18 protein-coding genes are annotated in these 21,615 nt (G+C 62.1%); 8 read left to right on the top strand and 10 right to left on the bottom strand.

Annotated features, from left to right (window positions below; translation table 11 throughout):
- Positions 1-13 precede the first annotated feature (13 nt).
- The 8 genes from ACYP2Q_RS16885 (at position 14) to ACYP2Q_RS16850 (ending at position 6,686) form a co-directional block, all read left to right on the top strand.
- Positions 14-862, top strand: a complete 849-nt coding sequence (locus tag ACYP2Q_RS16885) for a transporter substrate-binding domain-containing protein (RefSeq protein WP_459731506.1) — start codon at positions 14-16, stop codon at positions 860-862.
- A gap of 47 nt (positions 863-909) precedes the next feature.
- Positions 910-1,572: an amino acid ABC transporter permease gene (locus ACYP2Q_RS16880; RefSeq protein ID WP_459731504.1), complete on the top strand. Its 663-nt coding sequence runs from the start codon at positions 910-912 to the stop codon at positions 1,570-1,572.
- 9 nt (positions 1,573-1,581) lie between these two features.
- Positions 1,582-2,244 carry an amino acid ABC transporter permease gene (locus tag ACYP2Q_RS16875; protein ID WP_274075952.1) on the top strand — a complete coding sequence of 221 codons (663 nt, stop codon included), beginning with the start codon at positions 1,582-1,584 and terminating at the stop codon, positions 2,242-2,244.
- The gene (locus ACYP2Q_RS16870; RefSeq protein ID WP_459731503.1) at positions 2,241-3,035 is read left to right on the top strand and encodes an amino acid ABC transporter ATP-binding protein; all 795 of its coding nucleotides are present in this window, start codon (positions 2,241-2,243) and stop codon (positions 3,033-3,035) included. The genes ACYP2Q_RS16875 and ACYP2Q_RS16870 overlap by 4 nt, the downstream gene beginning before the upstream one ends.
- A gap of 29 nt (positions 3,036-3,064) precedes the next feature.
- Positions 3,065-3,454, top strand: a complete 390-nt coding sequence (locus ACYP2Q_RS16865; RefSeq protein WP_459731502.1) for a RidA family protein — start codon at positions 3,065-3,067, stop codon at positions 3,452-3,454.
- Between the two features lie 153 nt (positions 3,455-3,607).
- Entirely contained in the window at positions 3,608-4,372 is a 765-nt protein-coding gene (locus tag ACYP2Q_RS16860; RefSeq protein WP_459731501.1) for an IclR family transcriptional regulator, read from the top strand.
- Between the two features lie 38 nt (positions 4,373-4,410).
- Positions 4,411-5,628 (top strand): amino acid deaminase, encoded by a 1,218-nt coding sequence (locus ACYP2Q_RS16855; RefSeq protein WP_459731500.1) that lies wholly within the window; start codon positions 4,411-4,413, stop codon positions 5,626-5,628.
- Between the two features lie 140 nt (positions 5,629-5,768).
- The gene (locus ACYP2Q_RS16850) at positions 5,769-6,686 is read left to right on the top strand and encodes a sugar kinase (RefSeq protein ID WP_459731499.1); all 918 of its coding nucleotides are present in this window, start codon (positions 5,769-5,771) and stop codon (positions 6,684-6,686) included.
- Positions 6,687-6,736: 50 nt separating this feature from the next.
- Here ACYP2Q_RS16850 and ACYP2Q_RS16845 read toward each other — a convergent pair whose 3' ends face one another.
- From ACYP2Q_RS16845 to ACYP2Q_RS16800, 10 genes are all read right to left on the bottom strand, one after another.
- Positions 6,737-7,012 (bottom strand): peptidylprolyl isomerase, encoded by a 276-nt coding sequence (locus ACYP2Q_RS16845; protein WP_007933743.1) that lies wholly within the window; start codon positions 7,010-7,012, stop codon positions 6,737-6,739.
- A gap of 49 nt (positions 7,013-7,061) precedes the next feature.
- Positions 7,062-9,599, bottom strand: a complete 2,538-nt coding sequence (locus ACYP2Q_RS16840) for a PAS domain-containing hybrid sensor histidine kinase/response regulator (RefSeq protein ID WP_459731498.1) — start codon at positions 9,597-9,599, stop codon at positions 7,062-7,064.
- A gap of 266 nt (positions 9,600-9,865) precedes the next feature.
- Positions 9,866-11,821: an acetoacetate--CoA ligase gene (locus ACYP2Q_RS16835; protein WP_459731497.1), complete on the bottom strand. Its 1,956-nt coding sequence runs from the start codon at positions 11,819-11,821 to the stop codon at positions 9,866-9,868.
- A gap of 117 nt (positions 11,822-11,938) precedes the next feature.
- A complete protein-coding gene (hbdH, locus tag ACYP2Q_RS16830) occupies positions 11,939-12,712 on the bottom strand; it encodes a 3-hydroxybutyrate dehydrogenase (protein ID WP_459731496.1) in 774 nt (257 codons plus the stop codon).
- A gap of 7 nt (positions 12,713-12,719) precedes the next feature.
- Positions 12,720-14,111 (bottom strand): GntP family permease, encoded by a 1,392-nt coding sequence (locus ACYP2Q_RS16825; protein ID WP_459731495.1) that lies wholly within the window; start codon positions 14,109-14,111, stop codon positions 12,720-12,722.
- 286 nt (positions 14,112-14,397) lie between these two features.
- Positions 14,398-15,813 carry a sigma-54 interaction domain-containing protein gene (locus ACYP2Q_RS16820; RefSeq protein ID WP_459731494.1) on the bottom strand — a complete coding sequence of 472 codons (1,416 nt, stop codon included), beginning with the start codon at positions 15,811-15,813 and terminating at the stop codon, positions 14,398-14,400.
- A 134-nt stretch (positions 15,814-15,947) separates the two neighbouring features.
- Positions 15,948-17,525, bottom strand: a complete 1,578-nt coding sequence (locus tag ACYP2Q_RS16815) for an ABC transporter ATP-binding protein (protein ID WP_459731493.1) — start codon at positions 17,523-17,525, stop codon at positions 15,948-15,950.
- Between the two features lie 14 nt (positions 17,526-17,539).
- Positions 17,540-18,562 (bottom strand): ABC transporter permease, encoded by a 1,023-nt coding sequence (locus ACYP2Q_RS16810; protein WP_459731492.1) that lies wholly within the window; start codon positions 18,560-18,562, stop codon positions 17,540-17,542.
- A complete protein-coding gene (locus tag ACYP2Q_RS16805; protein WP_408596664.1) occupies positions 18,562-19,620 on the bottom strand; it encodes a microcin C ABC transporter permease YejB in 1,059 nt (352 codons plus the stop codon). Before ACYP2Q_RS16805 ends, ACYP2Q_RS16810 begins: the two co-directional genes overlap by 1 nt.
- Entirely contained in the window at positions 19,620-21,488 is a 1,869-nt protein-coding gene (locus ACYP2Q_RS16800; RefSeq protein WP_459731491.1) for an extracellular solute-binding protein, read from the bottom strand. Before ACYP2Q_RS16800 ends, ACYP2Q_RS16805 begins: the two co-directional genes overlap by 1 nt.
- Positions 21,489-21,615 lie beyond the last annotated feature (127 nt).

The following is a 21,615-nucleotide window of genomic DNA, read 5'->3' as shown; positions in this document are numbered from 1 at the left end:
TGGAGTGCTTGCCATGCATCGCCGACCTTCATTGTTCAAAGCGTGTGTTTTACTTTTTGCAGCGTCTGCTGCTGCCGTGGGCGTGGCCCAGGCGGCGGACAGCAAGCTCGACAGTGTTCTGGCCCGCGGCAAACTGATCGTGGGCACTGGCAGCACCAATGCGCCTTGGCATTTCCAGGGGGCGGATGGCAAGTTGCAGGGCTTTGATATCGATATTGCGCGCATGGTTGCCAAAGGCTTGTTCAACGATCCGAGCAAGGTCGAGTTCGTGGTGCAGTCGTCCGATGCGCGGATTCCCAACCTGCTGACCGACAAGGTCGACATGAGCTGCCAGTTCATCACCGTGACCGCCAGCCGTGCCCAGCAAGTGGCCTTTACCTTGCCGTACTACCGCGAAGGCGTTGGCCTGCTGTTGCCGGCCAACAGCAAGTACAAGGAAATCGACGACATGCAAGCCGCAGGTGACAGCGTCACCGTGGCAGTGCTGCAAAACGTCTACGCCGAAGAATTGGTGCACCAGGCGCTGCCCAAAGCCAAGGTCGATCAGTACGACAGCGTCGACCTGATGTACCAGGCCGTGAACTCCGGCCGTGCCGACGCGGCGGCCACCGACCAGTCTTCGGTGAAATACCTGATGGTGCAGAACGCTGGCCGCTATCGCAGCCCGGCCTATGCCTGGAGCCCGCAAACCTATGCCTGTGCGGTCAAGCGCGGCGATCAGGACTGGCTGAACTTCGTCAACACCACCCTGCATGAAGCCATGACCGGCGTTGAGTTCCCCACCTACGCGGCGTCGTTCAAGCAGTGGTTCGGTGTCGACCTGCCGACGCCTGCCATCGGTTTCCCCGCCGAATTCAAATGATCCCGTGAGGGCGGGGCGTTCGCGCCCCGCTCAAGGTATTGCCGACCATGAACTATCAGTTGAACTTTGCCGCCGTGTGGCGCGATTTCGACACCTTGCTGGCGGGGCTCGGCCTGGGCCTTGAACTGGCGCTGGTGTCGATCGCCATCGGCTGCGTGATCGGCCTGCTGATGGCGTTTGCCTTGTTGTCCAGGCATCGCGCGTTGCGGGTGCTGGCTTCGGTGTATGTCACGGTGATCCGTAACACGCCGATCCTGGTGTTGATTCTGTTGATCTATTTCGCCTTGCCGAGCCTGGGGATTCGCCTGGACAAGATTCCGTCGTTCATCATCACCCTGTCGCTGTATGCCGGGGCCTACCTGACCGAAGTGTTCCGCGGCGGCCTGCTGAGCATTCCCAAGGGCCAGCGCGAAGCCGGCCTGGCCATCGGCCTGGGCGAATGGCAGGTCAAGGCCTACGTCACCGTGCCGGTGATGCTGCGCAATGTGCTGCCGGCGCTGTCGAACAACTTCATTTCGCTGTTCAAGGACACCTCGCTGGCGGCGGCGATCGCCGTGCCGGAGCTGACCTATTACGCGCGCAAGATCAATGTCGAGAGCTACCGGGTAATTGAAACCTGGCTGGTGACCACGGCGCTCTATGTGGCGGCCTGTTACCTCATTGCCATGATGCTGCGTTACCTCGAGCAGCGTCTGGCGATCCGCCGATAGGAGGCCCCGATGTACGAATCCCCCAGTTGGTTGCATGAGTTATGGGTGGCGCGCGAGCCGCTCTGGCAAGGCTTCCTGACCAGCGTGCAGGTGTCGGCGCTGGCGATTTTGCTTGGCACACTGCTCGGTGTGTTCGCCGGTCTGGTGCTGACCTACGGCAAGTTCTGGATGCGCGCGCCGTTTCGTTTTTACGTCGACGTGATTCGCGGTACCCCGGTGTTCGTGCTGGTGCTGGCCTGCTTCTACATGGCGCCGGCGCTGGGCTGGCAGATCAGCGCGTTCCAGGCCGGTGCCCTGGGGCTGACGCTGTTTTGCGGCTCCCACGTCGCCGAAATCGTGCGCGGTGCGTTGCAGGCTCTGCCGCGCGGGCAGATGGAAGCGAGCCAGGCCATCGGCCTGACGTTCTACCAGGCCCTCGGCTACGTGCTGTTGCCCCAGGCGATGCGGCAGATCCTGCCGACCTGGGTCAACTCGTCTACCGAGATCGTCAAGGCGTCGACGCTGTTGTCGGTGATCGGCGTGGCCGAGCTGCTGCTCAGCACCCAACAGATCATCGCCCGCAACTTCATGACCCTGGAGTTCTACCTGTTCGCCGGATTCCTGTTCTTCGTCATCAACTACGGCATCGAGTTACTCGGCCGGCATATTGAAAAGCGGGTGGCCTTGCCATGACTCAGACTCAAACCAACGCACAAAACGGTCAACCGCTGCTGGATATCCGCGGCCTGCACAAGCGTTACGACCAGCTCGAAGTGCTCAAGGGCGTCGACCTGAGCATGCAACGCGGCAACGTGGTGACGCTGATCGGTTCCAGCGGTTCGGGCAAGACCACGCTGCTGCGCTGCGTGAACATGCTCGAAGAATTCCAGGGCGGGCAGATCCTGCTGGACGGCGAATCCATCGGCTATGACGAAGTCAACGGCAAGCGCATCCGCCACCCGGAGAAGGTCATCGCCCGCCATCGCGCCATGACCGGCATGGCGTTCCAGCAATTCAACCTGTTCCCGCACCTGACCGCGCTGCAGAACGTCACCCTGGGTTTGCTCAAGGTCAAGAAGCTGCACAAGGACGAAGCGGTGGCCCTGGCGGAAAAATGGCTGGAGCGGGTCGGCCTGCTGGAGCGCCGCGATCATTTTCCCGGCCAGCTGTCCGGCGGCCAGCAACAGCGTGTGGCGATAGCTCGGGCGATTGCGATGAACCCGAGCCTGATGCTGTTCGACGAAGTGACCTCGGCGCTTGACCCGGAACTGGTGGGCGAAGTGCTCAGCGTGATCAAGGGCCTGGCCGAAGACGGCATGACCATGCTGCTGGTGACCCACGAAATGCGCTTCGCCTTCGAGGTCTCGGACAAGATCGTCTTCATGAATCAGGGGCGCATTGAAGAGCAGGGTCCGCCCAAGGACCTGTTCGAGCGCCCGCAATCGCCGCGACTGGCTGAATTTCTCAAAAGCACGCGGTTTTAAACTCTCAATTTCAATCAGGAGAAACACTCATGAGCATTACTCGTTACGGCACCGGCAGCACCGCCGCTGGCGGCCAGCCTCGCCCTTTCGCCCGCGCCGTTGAAGCCGATGGCTGGCTGCACGTTTCCGGGCAGGTGCCGGCGGTGGACGGCGAGATCATCACTGGCGGGATTGTTGAACAGTCCCACCAGACCATGAAGAACCTGATCGCGATTCTGCAAGAGGCCGGTTTCGGCCTGGAAGATGTGGTGCGTGTTGGCGTGTGGCTGGAGGATCCGCGGGATTTCACCAGTTTCAACAAGGTCTTCGGCGAGTACTTCAAGCCCGAACACGCCCCGGCGCGGGCCTGTGTGCAGGCGAACATGATGGTCGACTGCAAGGTCGAGATCGACTGCATCGCGTACAAGAAAAAGGCCTGAGATTTGCGGTAGCGGTGCGGGCGCTTTCGCTGGCAAGCCAGCTCCTACAGGTCCTGCGCATACCTGTAGGAGCTGGCTTGCCAGCGAAGGCGGCCTGACTGTCGCCACCGCAGTCCGTTAATATCCCGGCGAATTTGAATGGGGACCACTGACATGAGCGAAGACACCATCAAGCGCCGGGCACGCGGTCTGGACCGGGCGTTCGATATTCTCGATTTCCTCAAGGAGATTGGCCAGCCCCTGCGCCCGAACGACATCGCCAACGGCATCGGCAGTCCGAAATCCACGGTCTACGAGCTGGTGGCCTCGTTGCTTGAACGACGTATCCTGGAGCCGGTCGGCAAGGACGGTCACGTCTACCTCGGCCGTCAGTTGTACTTCCTTGGGCAGGCGCACCTGCGTCATTTCGACTTGACCCGCGAGGCCGATCACGCCCTGCAGGACATCGTCAGCCAGACCCACGAAACCGCACAGATGTGCCTGCTCAACGGGCGCAAATACACCGTGGCGCTGATGAAGGAAGGCGAGCGGCATTTCCGCATTTCCTCGGACATCGGCGAGAACGCGCCCATCCCCTGGACCGCATCCGGGCGCCTGTTGCTGGCGCACCTGAGTGACGAGGAAATCATCGACCTGATCGACCATGACGACTTCATCCTGCCCAACGGTGAACGTTTGCCGCTGGAACAGTTCCTCAGGGAAATCCGCCAGGCCGGCATCGATGGCTTTTTTTCCTTCGACAGCGTGGCCGACACCTTTACCCATTGCTTCGCCGCCCCGGTCAAAGACCCCGATGGCGTGGCCATTGCCACTTTGTGCATCGTTGCCCCACGGGCCGATGCCAGAACCCATTACACCGACTACCGCCGGGTGCTGATCGACAGCGCCAACAGCCTGGCCCGTCGCATCAACGAATAACAGCGGCTGCCTGCGGCCGCGAAGTGAGGAGTTCGACCATGTCTTCTGCGAAAAATACTGCCGCCGTGGAAAAGGGCTTTGCCCACACTGGCGCCAACCTGGTGCGCGACGTCAGCCTGCCAGCGTTGGTGCTGCATCGCGAAGCGCTGGAACACAACATCCGCTGGATGCAGGACTTTGTCAGCAACAGCGGCGCTGAACTCGCGCCCCACGGCAAGACAAGCATGACCCCGGCGCTGTTTCGTCGACAACTCGATGCCGGCGCCTGGGGCATCACCCTGGCCAGCGCCACGCAAACCCGTGCGGCCTATGCCCACGGCGTGCACCGGGTGCTGATGGCGAATCAACTGGTCGGCACGCCGAACATGGCGTTGATTGCCGATCTTTTGGCGGATCCGAACTTCGACTTCTATTGCATGGTCGATCACCCGGACAACGTCGCTGACCTCGGTGCCTATTTCGCTTCCCGCGGCGTGCGCCTGAACGTGATGATTGAATACGGCGTGGTCGGCGGTCGTTGCGGTTGCCGCAGCGAACAGGAAGTACTGGACCTGGCCAAGGCAATCGCCGCGCAACCGGCATTGGCACTGACCGGGATCGAAGGTTATGAAGGCGTGATCCACGGTGACCACGCGGTGAGCGGCATCCGCGCATTCGCCGGTTCTTTGGTGCGCCTGGCGGTGCAGTTGCAGGACAGCGGCGCCTTCGCGATTGCCAAGCCGATCATCACTGCTTCCGGTTCGGCCTGGTATGACCTGATTGCCGAAGAGTTCGAGGCGCAGAACGCGGGCGGGCGTTTCCTCAGCGTCTTGCGTCCCGGCAGTTATGTGGCGCACGACCATGGCATCTATAAGGAAGCGCAATGCTGCGTGCTCGATCGTCGCAGTGATCTGCAGGAGGGCCTGCGTCCGGCGCTGGAAGTCTGGGCGCACGTGCAGTCGTTGCCGGAGCCGGGTTTTGCGGTGATTGCCCTGGGTAAACGCGACGTGGCCTACGACGCCGGTCTGCCGGTGCCGTTGCGGCGTTACCCGGCCGGTGTGGTGCCGGCCAAGGGCGATGATGTGAGTGCCTGCAAGGTCACCGCGGTGATGGACCAGCATGCCTTCATGACCGTGGCGCCGGGGGTTGATTTACGGGTGGGCGATATCATTTCGTTCGGCACTTCGCACCCGTGCCTGACGTTCGACAAGTGGCGCACGGGGTGTCTGGTGGATGAGCAATTGAACGTCATCGAGAACATGCAAACCTGTTTCTAAGGTTCCGACCGCGGCGCGGCCATCGCCAGCAGGCTGGCTCCCACAAGGGTCTTGTGGACACTGAAGATCCATTGTGGGAGCCAGCCTGCTGGCGATGGGGCCCTGACAGACAACATCGCAACACCAGAGACCCCACAAAAATGAGCACCATCAACACCCCACGCATCGCCCTGATCGGCGAATGCATGATCGAGTTGCAACACCGCGCCGACGGCAGTCTGCAACAGAGTTTCGGCGGCGATACCCTGAACACCGCGGTCTACCTGTCCCGAGAGCTGGGTGCGGGTGGCTCGGTGGATTACGTCACCGCCCTGGGCGATGACAGTTTCAGCGATGCCATGTGCCAGAGCTGGGCCGCCGAAAACATCGGCCTTGGCATGGTCCAGCGCCTGCCCGGCCGCTTGCCGGGGCTGTATTGCATCCAGACCGATGCCGCCGGCGAGCGGCGTTTTCTCTATTGGCGCAATGAAGCGGCAGTGCGCGATTGCTTCACCACCCCAGCCGCCGCGCCAATCCTGGCGGCGCTGCCGGATTACGAAGTGTTGTATTTCAGCGGCATCACTCTCGCGGTACTGGGCGTACAAGGTCGGGAAAAACTGCTGGAAACCCTGATCGAGGCCCGCCAGCGCGATGCGCGGATCGTCTTCGACAACAACTACCGCCCGCGTCTGTGGGCCTCGGTGGAGGACGCGCGGGCGGCATATCGCAAGGTCCTGCCCTATGTCGACCTGGCGCTGCTGACCGTCGATGACGAGCAGGCGCTGTTCCATTTCTCCGATTGTGCGGCGGTGTTTGCCGCGTACGAGCAGATCGGCACGCCTGAAGTGGTGCTCAAGCGCGGTGCCGAGGACTGTCTGATTCGTTGTGCCGGCGAGTCGTTCGAAGTGCCGGCGCAGAAGGTCGAACGGGTGGTGGATACCACGGCGGCGGGGGATTCGTTCAGTGCGGCGTACCTAGCTTCGCGGCTCAAGGGTGGGAGCCCGATTGAAGCGGCCGAGGCGGGGCATCGGTTGGCGAGTCGGGTGATTCAGGTGCCGGGGGCGTTGATTCCGAGGTAAGGGGAGGATGGCCGCTGGCTTGCCAGCGATGGGGCCCTCAAGCCAACCCATCAATCCCGATAAAACACCTGCACCAGGTGATAACCGAACTTGCTCTTGATCGGCCCATGCACCACCCGCAGCGGTTTCTTGAAGATCACCGCATCGATCGCGCCGACCATCTGCCCCGGCCGCACTTCGCCCAGGTCGCCGCCGCGTTTACCGGACGGGCAGGTGGAGTACTTCTTGGCCAGCACATCGAAGGCTTCGCCCTTGGCGATGCGTTGCTTGAGTTGCTCGGCTTCTTCCGAGGTTTTCACCAGAATATGGCGGGCTTGAGCTTTCATGGGGTAGATACCTTGCAACGGTCTTGACAGCGGGGCGCGTGATTATGCCCTATCTCGGTTGACCGATCATCGTGCGAATCTTGTTGGCCAACAGATCGATGGAAAACGGTTTGGCCACCATGTCCATGCCTTCTTCGAGAAAACCCTGGCGTTCGGCGGCCATTTGCGCGTAACCGGTCATGAACAGCACTTTCAGTTCCGGCCGATGCTGACGGGCAATCTCCGCCAGTTGCCGGCCGTTCATCCCGGGCAATCCGACATCGGTGACCAACAGATCGACCCGCAGGTCGGACTCGAGCAAGGGCAGGGCGGTCTTCGCGTCCTCGGCTTCATAGGCGTGATAACCCAACTCCTTGAGCAGGTCGAACACCAGCATGCGCACCGCCGGATCGTCTTCCACCAGCACCACCGTTTCGCCGGCAATCGCCGACGGTGGTTCGCCGATCACGGGCGATAGCACGTCCTGCGGCTCGACGTCGAGCAGGCGCGGCAAGTACAGGCGTACGCTGGTGCCCTGGCCCGGCATGCTGAACAGGGTCACGTGGCCACCGGACTGCTGGGCAAAACCGTAGATCATCGACAGGCCCAATCCGGTGCCCTGGCCGATGGGTTTGGTGGTGAAGAACGGGTCGAACGCCTTGGCCAATACCTTGGGGGTCATGCCGGTGCCGTTGTCGCTGACCGCGATCATCAGGTAATCCCCGGCCTTGACCGGTTCCAGGGTGGTGATGTCACTGCCGTCCAGATAGACATTGGCGGTTTCGATGCACAACTGGCCACCATCGGGCATGGCATCCCGGGCGTTGATCACCAGGTTGAGCAGGGCGTTTTCCAGTTGACTGACGTCGGTACTGACCGGCCAGACGTCTTCTGTCAGTTGCAGCTTGAGTTCGATATGGTCGCCCTTGGTCCGGCTGAGCAGGTCTTCCAGGGAGTGGATCAGGTCATTGGCGTTCAGCGTCTTGCGGTCCAGCGACTGCCGTCTGGAGAACGCCAGCAGCCGATGGGTGAGGGCGGCGGCGCGGTTGGCCGAGGACACCGCGGCCTCGGTGAAACGGGCGATTTCGGCGGCGCGGCCGTCGGCAATGTAGCGTTGCATCAGGTCGAGGCTGCCGATGATGCCGGTGAGCATATTGTTGAAGTCATGGGCAATGCCGCCGGTGAGCTGGCCAACCGCTTCCATCTTCTGCGCATGGCGCAGGGCTTCTTCGGCGCGCTCGCGTTCGAACATCTCGCTGAGCAACTTTTCATTGGCCTCGGCCAGTTGGCGGGTGCGGGCGCTCACCCGTTCCTCGAGGGTTTCATTGAGGTTGCGCAGGGCTTCTTCGGTCTGTTTACGCTCGGTTTCATCGATGACGAAGATGTAGAAACCGTTCACCGCGCCATCCGCGCCGTGACGCGGCAGGTAATTCATCAGCGCCTGGCGGATGCTGCCATCGCGGTGCGGGGTGCTGATGCTGAAGCTGCACGCCTTGCCGGACAGGGCTTGGGCGATGTACCCGGCGCGCAATTCATAGGCCTCGTCACCCAGCACTTCACGGATGGTGCGGCCATAGAGCTCCTGGGGCGTCAGGCCATACCAGTCCAGGTAGGCGGCATTGTTCAGGCGAAAGCGTTCCTCGCGGTCGGCGTAGCTGATCAGGATCGGCATGGCGTTGATGATCAACTGCAGTTCGGTCTGGCTCTGGCGCAAGGCCTGTTCGGTGTTCTTGCGATCGGTCAGGTCCAGGGCGGCGCCGAGGAAACGGATCGGCCGGCCGTGGTGATCCTTGTAGCAACGTCCGCGGGCGAACACCCAGCGCAACTCACCATCGGGTTGCAGCAGGCGGTATTCCTCGGCGTATTCGGTGCCGTGGGTGATGCAATGCTTGATGCTGCGGGCGATCAGGGTGCGGTCTTCGGGGTGGACGCCGTGCAGGTATTCGCTGATTGGCAGTTGGCCGGACAGGGCCGGTTCGATGCCGTGCAACTGGGCGAAATGGGCGTCGGCGATGAAGCGGTCCTCGCTGATGTCCCAGTCCCAGGTGCCGACCGCGTCGGTGGCGGCGAGGGCCAGTTGCAGGCGTTCCTCGGTATCTTGCTGGGCCTTGAGGCTTGCGGCGGAGCGCTGTTCCAGCTCGAGGGCGATGCGCCGGCGTTCATTGGTTTCGATGGCGGTGACCAGGATCCCGGCGACCTGGGCGTTTTCGTCGCGGATGGGGCTGTAGGTCAGGTCAAGCCAGAAGTCGGAATCGATGCCGTCGCGCTGCAGGGTGAAGCGCTGTTCGCTGTAGGTTCGCACCTGGCCTTGCAGGACCGCGCTGTAAATCGGGTCGGTAAAGTCCTTTAATTCGGGCCAGATCAGGTGGGTTGGCTGTCCGAAAGCGTGCGGATGCTTGCTGCCGGCCAGCAGCGCAAAGCCATCGTTGTAGATCTGCGTCAGTTGCGGCCCCCAGAGCAGCAGCATCGGCATCGGCGAATGAATCACGATGTCCACGGCGGTTCGCAGGCTCTGCGGCCAGGTGCCGGCAGCGCCTAGCGGGCTGCTCGCCCAGTCGAGTCTGGCAATCAAGGCCTGGGCATCGCTGCCGGTGGGTGATGCGTTCATCAAGATGTCCTGCACATGATTCGGTGTGGCGGCGTCTACTATCCTTTGCAGTGCAGTAGACGCTGGATGACCTGCTTCAGGTCATTTTTTTATCATTGAATGCTTCGCAGGTGTTTTTTGCCATGCAAATCGATGCGTTGCACGCCGACTGATGGACTAACGCGATCCCCTGTAGGAGCTCGCTTGCCAGCGAAGGCGTCAATGAGCTTATTGCAAAGCTCAGGGGCCCCTTCGCTGGCAAGCCAGCTCCTACAAGGGGGCAGCGTTCAGTCCTGGAGTTCGGGGCGGTTGCGGAATTGCTCGAGGGCTTGAGGGTTGGCCAGGGCGTCGGTGTTCTTCACTTTTTGGCCGTGCACTACATTGCGCACCGCCAACTCGACGACTTTGCCGCTGATGGTCCGCGGGATGTCGGTCACCGCGACAATCTTCGCCGGCACATGCCGCGGCGTGGTGTTGGCGCGAATGACCTGGCGGATCTGCTGCTGCAGGGCATCATCGAGCTCCACGCCATCGTGCAAGCGCACGAACAGCACCACCCGTACGTCATCCTGCCACTGTTGACCGATGGCGACGCTGTCGAGCACTTGCGGGACTTTCTCCACCTGGCGGTAGATTTCCGCAGTGCCGATGCGCACGCCACCGGGATTGAGCACGGCGTCCGAACGGCCGTGGATCATCATCGCGCCATGGGGCAGTTGTTCGGCGTAGTCGCCCTGGGCCCAGACACCCGGAAATTGGCTGAAGTAGGAAGCCTTGAGTTTTTCGCCATCGGGGTCGTTCCACAGGCCGATGGGCATCGCCGGGAAATGCCGGGTACACACCAGCTCGCCTTTTTCACCGATCACCGCTTGGCCCTCGTCGTTCCACACCTCCACGGCCATGCCCAGGCTCTTGCCCTGGATTTCGCCACGGCGCACGGGCTGCCAAGGGTTCCCATTGACAAAGCATGAGACGACGTCGGTGCCGCCCGACATCGACGCCAGGCACAGGTCCGCCTTGAAATCGCGGTAGACGTAGTCGTAGCTCTGCGGCGACAGCGCGGAACCGGTGCAGAGCAGCGTCTTGAGGCTGCCCAGGTCATGGCTTTGCGCAGGCTTCACGCCGCTGCTTTGCAGGGTGGCGAGGTACTTGGGGCTGGTGCCGAACACCGTGATCCGCTCGTCGTCGATCAGCTCGACCAAGCGTTCGGCATCCGGCTGGAACGGCGAGCCGTCGTACAGCACCACGGCGCTGCCCACCGCCAGGGCGGAGACCAGCCAGTTCCACATCATCCAGCCGCAGGTGGTGTAGTAGAACAAGCGGTCACCGGGGCCGAGATCGCAATGCAGGCCATGTTCCTTGACGTGTTGCAGCAGCACGCCGCCGGTGCGGTGGATGATGCATTTGGGCACGCCAGTGGTGCCGCTGGAGTAGAGGATGTACAGCGGATGGTCGAAGGGCACCGGGACGAAATCCGGTTCGCCGCCTGGTTCATAGAAGTCGTCCCACAGCGTCACATTGGCCCGGGTACGGAAGTCTTCGATGTGGGTTTTCGGTCGTGCGTAAGGCACGATGACCAACTGTTGCAACGTCGGCAGGCGCTCGAGAATTTCGTTGACCTTGGCGGTCTGGTCGATCTCCCTGCCGGCGTAACGATAGCCGGCGCAGGTGACCAGCACTTTCGGCTCGATCTGGCCGAAACGGTCGATCACCCCTTGAGTGCCGAAGTCGGGCGATGAGCAGGACCAGATGGCCCCGAGGCTGGTGGTGGCGAGCATGGCCACCAGGGTTTGCCAGGTGTTGGGCATGCACGCCGCCACCCGGTCGCCGAGGCCGACACCGGCCGCGATCAAGCCATTTTGAAAGCCGGCGACATGCTCTGCCAGCTCGGCCCAGGTCAGGTGTTCACGCTGACCGTTTTCAGCCACGGCCACCACCGCCAAGGCATCGTCGCGACGGCTCAGCAGGTGTTCGGCGAAGTTCAGGGTCGCGCCGGGGAACCACTGGGCGCTGGGCATTTGCCGGCCTTCGAGCAGCACTGCGTCGGGTTGCTCATGGAAGCGGATGTCGAAGAAGTCGACGATCGCCTGCCAGAAGTCCGGTCGCTGATCGATCGACCATTGGTGCAGGGCGGGGTAGTCGTCGATGTGCAGGTGGTGGCGTTGATTGATGAAGCGCCGAAAGGCCTCCATGCGTGTCTTGCCGATGCGTTCGGCGCTGGGTTGCCAGAGGATGTCGGACATGATTTGCCTCTTCTTCTAATTCAAATTCATACACAAACAGGCTCACTTCTACTTGAAATGCGATCCCCTGTGGGAGCGAGCCTGCTCGCGAAGAACGATAACGCGGTCTACGTCAGATCACTGCGCCAACCACCCACCATCGACATTCCACGCCGCGCCACGCACCTGGGTGCCGGCTTCGCTGCACAGGAACAGCACCAGTTCACCCAATTGCGGCGGCGTGACGAACTCCAGCGACGGCTGCTTCTCGGCCAGCAGGTCATGTTGCGCCTGCTGCGGGTCGATGCCGGTGGCGGCGCGATCGTCGATCTGTTTCTGCACCAGCGGCGTCAGCACCCAGCCCGGGCAAATCGCGTTACAGGTGATGTTGCTGGTGGCGGTTTCCAGGGCGACCACTTTGGTCAGCCCGATCACCCCGTGTTTGGCGGCGACATAGGCGGCTTTGCCCGTCGAACCTACCAGGCCATGCACCGAAGCGATATTGATCACCCGGCCCCAGCCCTTGGCGCGCATGCCCGGCAGGCTCAGCCGGGTGCTGTGGAACACCGACGACAGGTTGATGGCAATGATCGAGTCCCAGCGCTCCACCGGGAACTCGTCCACCGGCGCCACATGCTGGATGCCGGCGTTGTTGACCAGAATGTCGACACCGCCGAATTCACGCTCGGCATAGGCGATCATGTCGGCGATCTGCGCCGGGTCGCTGACGTCGGCCGGGTGATGGCCGACCTTGCCGCCGAACTGTTCGACCTCGGCAATCACTTTGGATGCATCGCCAAATCCGTTGAGAATCAGGTTAGCCCCGGCTTTGGCCAGGCTCAGGGCGATCCCCAAGCCAATGCCGCTGGTGGAGCCGGTGACCAGTGCGGTCTTGCCCGAAAGAGTCGTCATCAATACCTCACACAATGCCAGTGGCGTAGAAAGTGCCGATCACTACGAAAACCGCGAGGGTCTTGATCAGCGTAATACAGAAAATGTCTTTGTAGGCCTCGCGGTGGGTCAGGCCGGTCACTGCCAGCAAGGTAATCACCGCGCCGTTGTGCGGCAGGGTGTCCATGCCGCCACTGGCCATGGCGGCAACCCGGTGCAACACTTCCAGCGGGATGTTCGCGGCGTGGGCGGCGCTGATGAACTGCTCGGACATCGCCGCCAGGGCGATGCTCATGCCCCCCGAGGCGGAACCGGTGATGCCGGCCAGCAGGGTGACGGTAATCGCTTCATTGACCAACGGGTTGGGGATGCTCTTGAGCCAGTCGGCCAGCACCAGGAAGCCCGGCAGGGAGGCGATCACCGCACCGAAACCGTATTCCGAGGCGGTGTTCATCGCCGCCAGCAAGGCCCCGCTGACCGCGCTTTTACTGCCTTCGGCCAGCTTGCTGCTGATCGCCTTGTAGCCGAACGCCAGCACCATGAGGATGCCCACCAACAGCGCCGCCTGGACTGCCCAGATGGCCGTCAGCTTGGCGATTTCGGTGGTCACCGGTGCGGCCATGCCTGGCAGCGAAAGGCTGTGGGTCTTGCCGTACCACTGCGGAATCCAATGGGTGAACAGCAGGTTCATGATGCCCACGGCCAACAGTGGCGACAGGGCGATCCAGGGGTTGGGCAGCTGGATGTCGGCGGCGGTTTCCGGCTCATTGCGCAGTTCCGTGCCATAACCTTCACCGGCCCGCTGGGCCTTGTTGCGCTGGCGCTGGAGAAACAGCATGCCGGCGCAGAACACGAAGATCGTGCCGATCACCCCCAGCCATGGCGCGGCCCAGGCGGTGGTGTTGAAGAAGGTGCTGGGGATGATGTTCTGGATCTGCGGGGTGCCGGGCAGGGCGTCCATGGTGAACGAAAAGGCGCCCAGAGCGATGGTCGCCGGGATCAGGCGCTTGGGGATGTTGCTCTGGCGGAACATTTCCGCGGCAAAGGGATAGACCGCGAACACCACCACGAACAGCGAGACGCCACCGTAGGTCAGCAGGGCACAGACCAGCACGATCACCAGCATCGCCTGGCGGGTACCGAGCAGGCGAATGGCCGCCGCGACGATCGAGCGCGAGAAGCCGGACAACTCGATGAGCTTGCCGAACACCGCGCCCAGCAGGAACACCGGGAAATACAGCTTGATGAAACCGACCATTTTTTCCATGAACACCCCGGTGAAGGCCGGGGCGACGGCAGAAGGGTCGGTGAGCAGGACGGCGCCGAGGGCGGCAATCGGGGCAAAAAGGATCACGCTGTAGCCACGGTAGGCAGCCAACATCAGCAGCGTGAGGGCTGCCAAGGCAATGATCACACTCATGGTGTGTCTCCTGGATTGTTATTTTTTTAAGGTAGTACGTTGTGGGGAGGGGCTATAGCGAGTTTCGTGCCATTTGGCTAAGTTATTGAAATATAAAGAAATATTCTGTTGTGCCGAATTGAGATGGTTTGAACTGTCTCGGTTTGGAGATTTTCAGCGGTTTTTCCGGCCCCATCGCGGGCAAGCCCGCTCCTACAGTGATCGTATTAATCAGGAGCGACGGTAGACCTGTAGGAGCGGCTTGCCCGCGAAGTGGCCATATCTACCAATGGAGATTAGTGTCTCTTTATTGAGACTCGGCAATCCCCAACGCCACCATCTTCTTGTATAGCGTCGACCGCCCCAACCCCAATCGCGCCGCCGCTTCAATCACCTTGCCCCCGCATTGCGCCAAGGCCGTTTCAATCAATTGCCGGTCAAACCGCTCCCGCGCGGCACTGAACGTCTCATGTTCCACCGGCTCGATGGTCAACGGCGCCACGCGCGCAACCGGCATGAACGTGCCGATCGCAGCACGGATATCCGCCACCGTCAGCCGCAAATCATCACTGAGCAACGCCGCCCGCTCCAGCACGTTGCGCAGTTCGCGAATGTTCCCCGGCCAGGCGTGCTGACCTAAGAGCGCCAGCGCTTCGCTGTTCAGTTCGTGCTGGCTGCGCAGCTCTTCAAGGATCGCTTCACTGAGGGCGGGCAGGTCGTCGAGACGGTCGCGCAGGGGTGGCACCTGGATCGGCAGGACGTTGAGGCGGTAGTAGAGGTCGGCGCGAAACTTGCCGCGCTTGATCGCCGCTTCCAGGTCGGTCGAGGTTGCGGCGATGACCCGTACATCGCTCTGGATCACCTCGTTGGAGCCGACCGGCTCGAATTCCTTTTCCTGCAGTACGCGCAGCAACTTGCTTTGCAGCGGCAATGGCATGTCGCCGATCTCATCGAGAAAGAGCGTGCCGCCCTGGGCGATCTGCAACTTGCCGGCGCGGCCTTTACGGTCGGCGCCGGTGAAAGCGCCAGGGGCGGTGCCGAAAAATTCGGCTTCCAGCAGTGTTTCGGGGATCGCGGCACTGTTGATGCTGACAAACGCCTTGTGGGCTCGCGGCGATGCATTGTGGATCGCCTGGGCCAGCAATTCCTTGCCGGTGCCGGTTTCACCGAGCAGTAACACCGGCGAGTCGGTGCTGGCGCTGCGCCGGGCGCGGCGCTTGACCTCCAGGCTGGCGGCGCTGGTGCCGATGAAGTGGGCGAAGTTGTAGCGAGTCTGGCGCGCCCGCAGCAGCGAGCGCGTGGAAGCCAGCTCTTGCTGCATGCTCATGTAGCGCTTGAGCATCGGTGACAGGCTGCGCAATTCGTCGAACAGGGCAAAGCCGATGGCACCGATTACCTCGCCCGCATCGTCGTGGATCGGCAGGCGCATGACCACCAGTGGTTCCTTGGGGGTGTCCTGCATGTCGAGCAGGATCGGTCGGCCGGTGCGCACCACCTCGCGCAACAGGCTGCCGGGGATCACGCTTTCGCAGGCCTTGCCGATTGCGCTTTCGGCCGATTGCAGGCCGAAACGCTTGGCATAACGTTCGTTCATCCAGACGATGTTGGCATCGCGGTCGACGATCACCGTGCCTTCACTGGACTGCTCGATGATCTCGAACAGCGAGCGGATCGCCAACAGGCGCACGCGCTGGTAGTCCTTGAGGCTTTCGGTGGTGTTCATGCGCAAGGTCCTGGATGTGTATTGCCGATGAGGCCGTCTTCGCGAGCAAGCCCGCTCCCACAGGTGATCTGTGTCGGTCACAAATCCCCTGTGTGCGGGCTTGCTCGCGAAGGCCGCGACGCGGTCTGGCTGGATTATGCCTGCCCCACATGCGCCGCCGCCAACAGCTCCTTGGTATAGGGATGCTGCGGCGAATCGAACACGTCGTGGCTGGCGCCGCTTTCGACCACCTTGCCGTCCTTGATCACGATCATGTCGTGGGCCAGGGCGCGCACCACCGCCAGGTCATGGCTGATGAACAGGTAGGTCAGCCCGTGTTTTTCCTGAAGCTGGCGCAGCAGGGCAACCACCTGCTTCTGCACGGTGCGGTCCAGCGCCGAGGTCGGCTCGTCGAGCAGGATAAGCGCCGGTTTCAACACCAGTGCCCGGGCAATGGCGATGCGCTGGCGCTGGCCACCGGAAAACTCGTGGGGGTAGCGATGCCGGCTTTGGGGGTCGAGCCCGACTTCCTGCAGCGCCCGTATCACCTCGGCGTTGCATTGCTCCGCGCTCAACTGGCTATGCACCTCCAGGCCTTCGCTGATGATCTGCGCCACGGACATGCGCGGGCTGAGGCTGCCAAACGGGTCCTGGAACACTACCTGCATTTTCTTGCGCCATGGCCGCAACTGCTTTTGCGTCAGGCCATCGAGGGCCTGCCCCTGGAAGCGAATACCACCTTCGGAATCCAGCAGGCGCAGGATCGCCTGGCCGAGGGTGGACTTGCCGGAACCCGATTCGCCGACGATGCCCAGGGTCTTGCCACGCTGGATATTCAGGCTGATGCCGTCCACGGCCTTGAGGTAAGTCTTGCGCCGGAACAGTCCACCACTGACCGGAAATTGCACCCGCAGGTCGTGCACTTCCAGGACTTTCTCGCGCTCGTCCCGGGGCAGCGCTTCGCCTTCCGGCTCGGCATTGAGCAGCAGGCAGCTGTAAGGGTGTTTCGGTGCGGTGAACATCGTCTCGCAGGTGGCCTGCTCGACTATTTCCCCAGTCTTCATCACGCAGACGCGCTGGGCAATGCTGCGCACCAGGTTGAGGTCGTGGCTGATCAGCAGCAGCGACATGCCCAGTCGCTGTTGCAGCGACTTGAGCAGCAGCAGGATCTTGCGTTGTACCGTCACGTCCAGTGCCGTGGTCGGTTCGTCGGCGATCAGCAATTCTGGTTCGCAGGCCAGGGCCATGGCGATCATCACCCGCTGGCGCTGGCCACCGGATAATTGGTGGGGATAGGCCTTGAGCCGCTCCTTGGGCTTCTGGATGCCTACCAGGTGCAGCAACTCGAGGATCCGCGCCTGCGCCGCCTTGCCGGCCATGCCTTTGTGCACCAGCAGGGTTTCGCCGATCTGCTTTTCGATACTGTGCAACGGGTTCAGGGAGGTCATCGGCTCCTGGAAAATCATCGCGATGCGATTACCCCGCAGTTCGCGCAATTTGCGCGCATCGGCGCCCACCAGTTCCTGGCCGCGATAACGGATGCTGCCGGTGGTGTCGGTGCCGCATTCGGGCAGCAGTTGCAGGATCGAGTGGGCGGTCACCGACTTGCCCGAACCTGACTCGCCGACCAGCGCCAGGCATTCGCCGGGGCGGATGTCCAGGCACAGGTTGCGCACCACGGTCTGGCCACTGAAGGCCACGCTGAGGTCACGGATTTCGATCAGGTTGCTCATATCAACGGTCCGCTTCACGCACGAGGGTCAAAAGCGTCGCGCAAGGCTTCGCCGATGAACACCAATAGAGAAAGAATCAACGCCAGGGTGAAAAACGCCGTCAGACCCAGCCAGGGCGCCTGCAGGTTCTGCTTGCCCTGGCCGATCAGTTCGCCCAGCGACGCACTGCCGGCCGGCATGCCGAAACCAAGGAAATCCAGCGCGGTGAGGGTCGAGATGGCCCCGGTCAAAATGAACGGCAGGTAACTCAAGGTCGCGTTCATGGCATTGGGCAGGATGTGCCGTACGATCACTTTGCGATCGCTGAGGCCCAGCGCACGGGCCGCCTTGACGTATTCCAGATTGCGCCCGCGCAGGAATTCGGCACGCACCACGTCCACCAGCGCCAGCCAGGAAAACAGCGCCATGATCCCCAGCAACCACCAGAAATTCGGCTCGACGAACCCCGAAAGAATGATCAGCAGGTACAACACCGGCAACCCGGACCAGACCTCCAGCAGCCGCTGACCGAGCAAGTCGACCCAGCCACCGTAATAGCCTTGCAGGGCGCCGGCGGCGATGCCGATCAGCGCGCTGACGAAGGTCAGCATCAGGGCAAACAGGATCGACACCCGCGCGCCGAAAATCACCCGCGCCAACACGTCCCGCGCCTGGTCGTCGGTGCCTAGCCAGTTGACGTTCGAAGGCGGGCTCGGGGCCGGCTTGTTCAGGTCATAGTTCGGCGTGTCGTCGCTGAAGGGGATGGGCGGGAACAGCAGCCAGCCACCGTCCTTCTTGATCAGCTTCTGCACGTAGTCGCTGCGGTAATCGGCCTGGAAGGGCAGTTGTCCGCCAAATTCCTGCTCGGTATAGCGCTTGAGCGCCGGGAAGTACAACGACCCCTCATAACTGACGATCAGCGGCTTGTCATTGGCGATCAGCTCGCCACACAGCGTCAGCAGGAACAACCCGACAAACAACCACAGCGACCACCAGCCGCGGCGGTTTTTCTTGAAACGCTCGAAGCGGCGTCGGCCCAGCGGCGAAAGCTTGAGCATCAGGCGTTCCTCGCGGCGAAATCGATGCGCGGGTCGACCAGGGTGTAGCACAGGTCGCCGACGAGTTTTATCAGCAGGCCAAACAGCGTGAAGATGAACAGCGAACCGAACACCACCGGGTAGTCCCGGGACACGGCCGCCTCGTAGCTCATGCGACCCAGGCCATCGAGGGAGAAGATCACTTCGATCAGCAGGGAGCCGGCAAAAAACACGCTGATGAAGGCCTGGGGAATCCCCGATACCACCAGCAACATGGCGTTGCGGAACACGTGGCCGTACAGCACCCGGCGTTCGCTCAGGCCCTTGGCGCGGGCGGTGACCACGTACTGGCGGGTGATTTCGTTGAGGAAGGAGTTCTTGGTCAGGATGGTCAGGGTCGCGAAACCGCCAATCACCAGGGCGGTTACCGGCAGCACCAGGTGCCAGAAGTAATCGGCGACCTTGCCCAGGGTCGACAGCGACTCGAAATTGTCCGAGACCAGCCCGCGCACCGGGAACCAGTTCAGCGAGGTGCCGCCGGCGAACACTACGATCAGGAACATGGCGAACAGGAAGGCCGGCATGGCATAGCCGATGATGATCGCGGTGCTGCTCCAGACATCGAAGTGGCTACCGTGGTGCACGGCCTTTCGGATCCCCAGGGGAATCGACACCAGGTAGGTGATCAGCGTCGCCCAGAGCCCGAGGGAGATGGTGACCGGCATTTTTTCCAGGATCAGGTCGGTGACGGTGGCCCCGCGAAAGAAGCTCTTGCCGAAGTCCAGGCGCGCGTAACTGGTGAGCATCAACCACAGGCGCTCAGGTGCCGGCTTGTCGAAGCCGTATTGCTTTTCGATGTCCTTGATCAACTGCGGATCGAGGCCGCGGCTGGCGCGTGAATGGCCCATGGTCTCGCTCGAGCCGCCCCCGACATTGGCGCCGCCGATGCCCTGCAGGTGCGCGATGGCCTGTTCCACCGGGCCACCCGGCGCGGCCTGGACGATCACGAAGTTGACCAGCAGAATGATCACCAGGGTCGGGATGATCAGCAGCAGGCGCCGCACGATATAAGCCCACATCAATGGGGTCCTCCGGGGCCGCCGCGACGGATCCGCTCGGCGGTCATCTGCTGGTTGGTCAGCGGCGTGGTGCTCATTTCCCACCAGCTCTCGATGGCTTCGTCATTGCTTGCCTGCACGTTCGGTATGCCGAAGCGATTCCACCACACGGTGGAACTGCCCGGCGGGTAATAGTTGGGAATCCAGTAATAGTTCCATTGCAGCACCCGGTCGAGCGCATGGGCATAGTGCAGCATGTCGGCCTGGGTGTTGGCGCGGATCAGGCCGTTGATCAGGGTGTCCACCGCCGGGTTCTTCAAGACCATGTAGTTGTTGGCGCCGGGATCAAGGGCCGAGACCGAGGCGAAGTAGTTGATCAGTTCGCCGCCGGGGGAGGTGGTGACCGGATAGCCGGTGACGATCATGTCGTAGTCGCGGCTCATCAGGCGATTGACGTACTGGGACGAATCGATGCGACGGATGTTCAGGTCAATGCCGATCTGTTTCAGGGTGCGCTTGTAGGGCAGGAGCAAGCGGTCCATGCCGTTCTGGCTGACCAGGAAGGTGAAGCTCAGTGGCTCGCCGTCGGCGTTCACCAGTTGGTCGCCCTGGGGTTTCCAACCGGCCTGTTTCAGCAGCTCCAGGGCTTGCAGTTGCTTGTCACGAATCAAGCCGCTGCCATCGGTTTTCGGTGGCTCGAACACTTGGCTGAAGACTTCATCGGGGATCTGTCCGCGCAAGGGTTCCAGGATTGCCAGCTCACCGGCATCAGGCAGCTGCCTGGCCGCCAGGTCGGTATTGGAAAAGAAGCTCTGCTGGCGGATGTACAGGTTGCGCATCATCTGCCGGTTGCTCCATTCGAAGTCCCAGAGCATCGCCAGCGCCTGGCGCACCCGGCGGTCCTGGAACATCGGATTTTGCAGGTTGAACACGAAACCCTGGGCCGATTGTGGCGCTTCGGTGGCCAGGTGGGCCTTTTGCAGGCGACCGTCGCTCAGGGCCGGGCTGTCGTAGCCGATGGAGTAGCCGGTGGCGGAAAACTCGCGGTTGTAGTCGTAGGCGCCACCGCGCAAGACCTGGCGGGCGACATCGGTATCGCCGAAATACTCGATGCTGAAATGGTCGAAGTTGTACAGGCCGCGGCTGACCGGCAGGTCCTTGCCCCACCAGTCGGGGTTGCGTTCGAACGTGATGCTGCGTCCCGAATCGACCTTGCCGACCTTGTACGGTCCGCTGCCCAGGGGCGGCTCGTAACCGCCGCCATCGGCAAAATCACGGGTCTTCCACCAGTGTTCGGGAAACACTGGCAAGGTCGCGATGTCCAGCGGCAGGGTGCGATTTTCGTTGTTCTTGAAGTCGAAGCGCACGGTCAATGGCGATTCCACTTCGACGCCCTTGACGTCGGCGAACTGCGTGCGATAACGCAGGCTGCCCTGGGTCATCAACAGATCGAAGGTGTAGCGTACGTCCTCGGCTGTGATCGGCTTGCCATCGGCAAAGCGCGCCTTGGGGTTGAGGTAGAAGCGCAGAAACAGGCCGTCGTCGGAGCGCTCCATCTGCTGCGCCACCAGGCCGTACACGGTGTAGGGTTCGTCCAGCGAGCGCTGCGCCAGGGGGGAGTAGAGCAGGCCATCGATCTGGGTCACGCCAATGCCCTTGTCTATATAAGGCAGGATGTGATCGAAATGCCCGATCTCGATCGCCGAACGCCTCATCGTCCCGCCTTTCGGGGCCTGCGGGTTGGTGTAGGCAAAATGACTGAAGCCGGCAGGGTACTTGGCGGGCTCGCCGTAGACGGTCAACGCATGTTGGGGTGCGGCATTCACACCGGCGGCGCCCAGGAGCAGGGCCACGGCAGTGAACAATAAAGTCGGGAAAGCCAGTCGCATTTTCAGCCTTAGAGCCGGGTGGTCGTCAGCCACAATTTGTACGCTAGCGGCGCGTCCCTCGCCAGCCGTATTACGCATCTGAAACACGACGGCCCACCAGATGGCGGGCCGTTGCAAAGCACATCCA

The organism is Pseudomonas sp. MHK4, from assembly GCF_054600775.1.
Note: the sequence above shows the minus strand (reverse complement) of the source record. Positions and strands in the feature narration are given on the sequence as shown.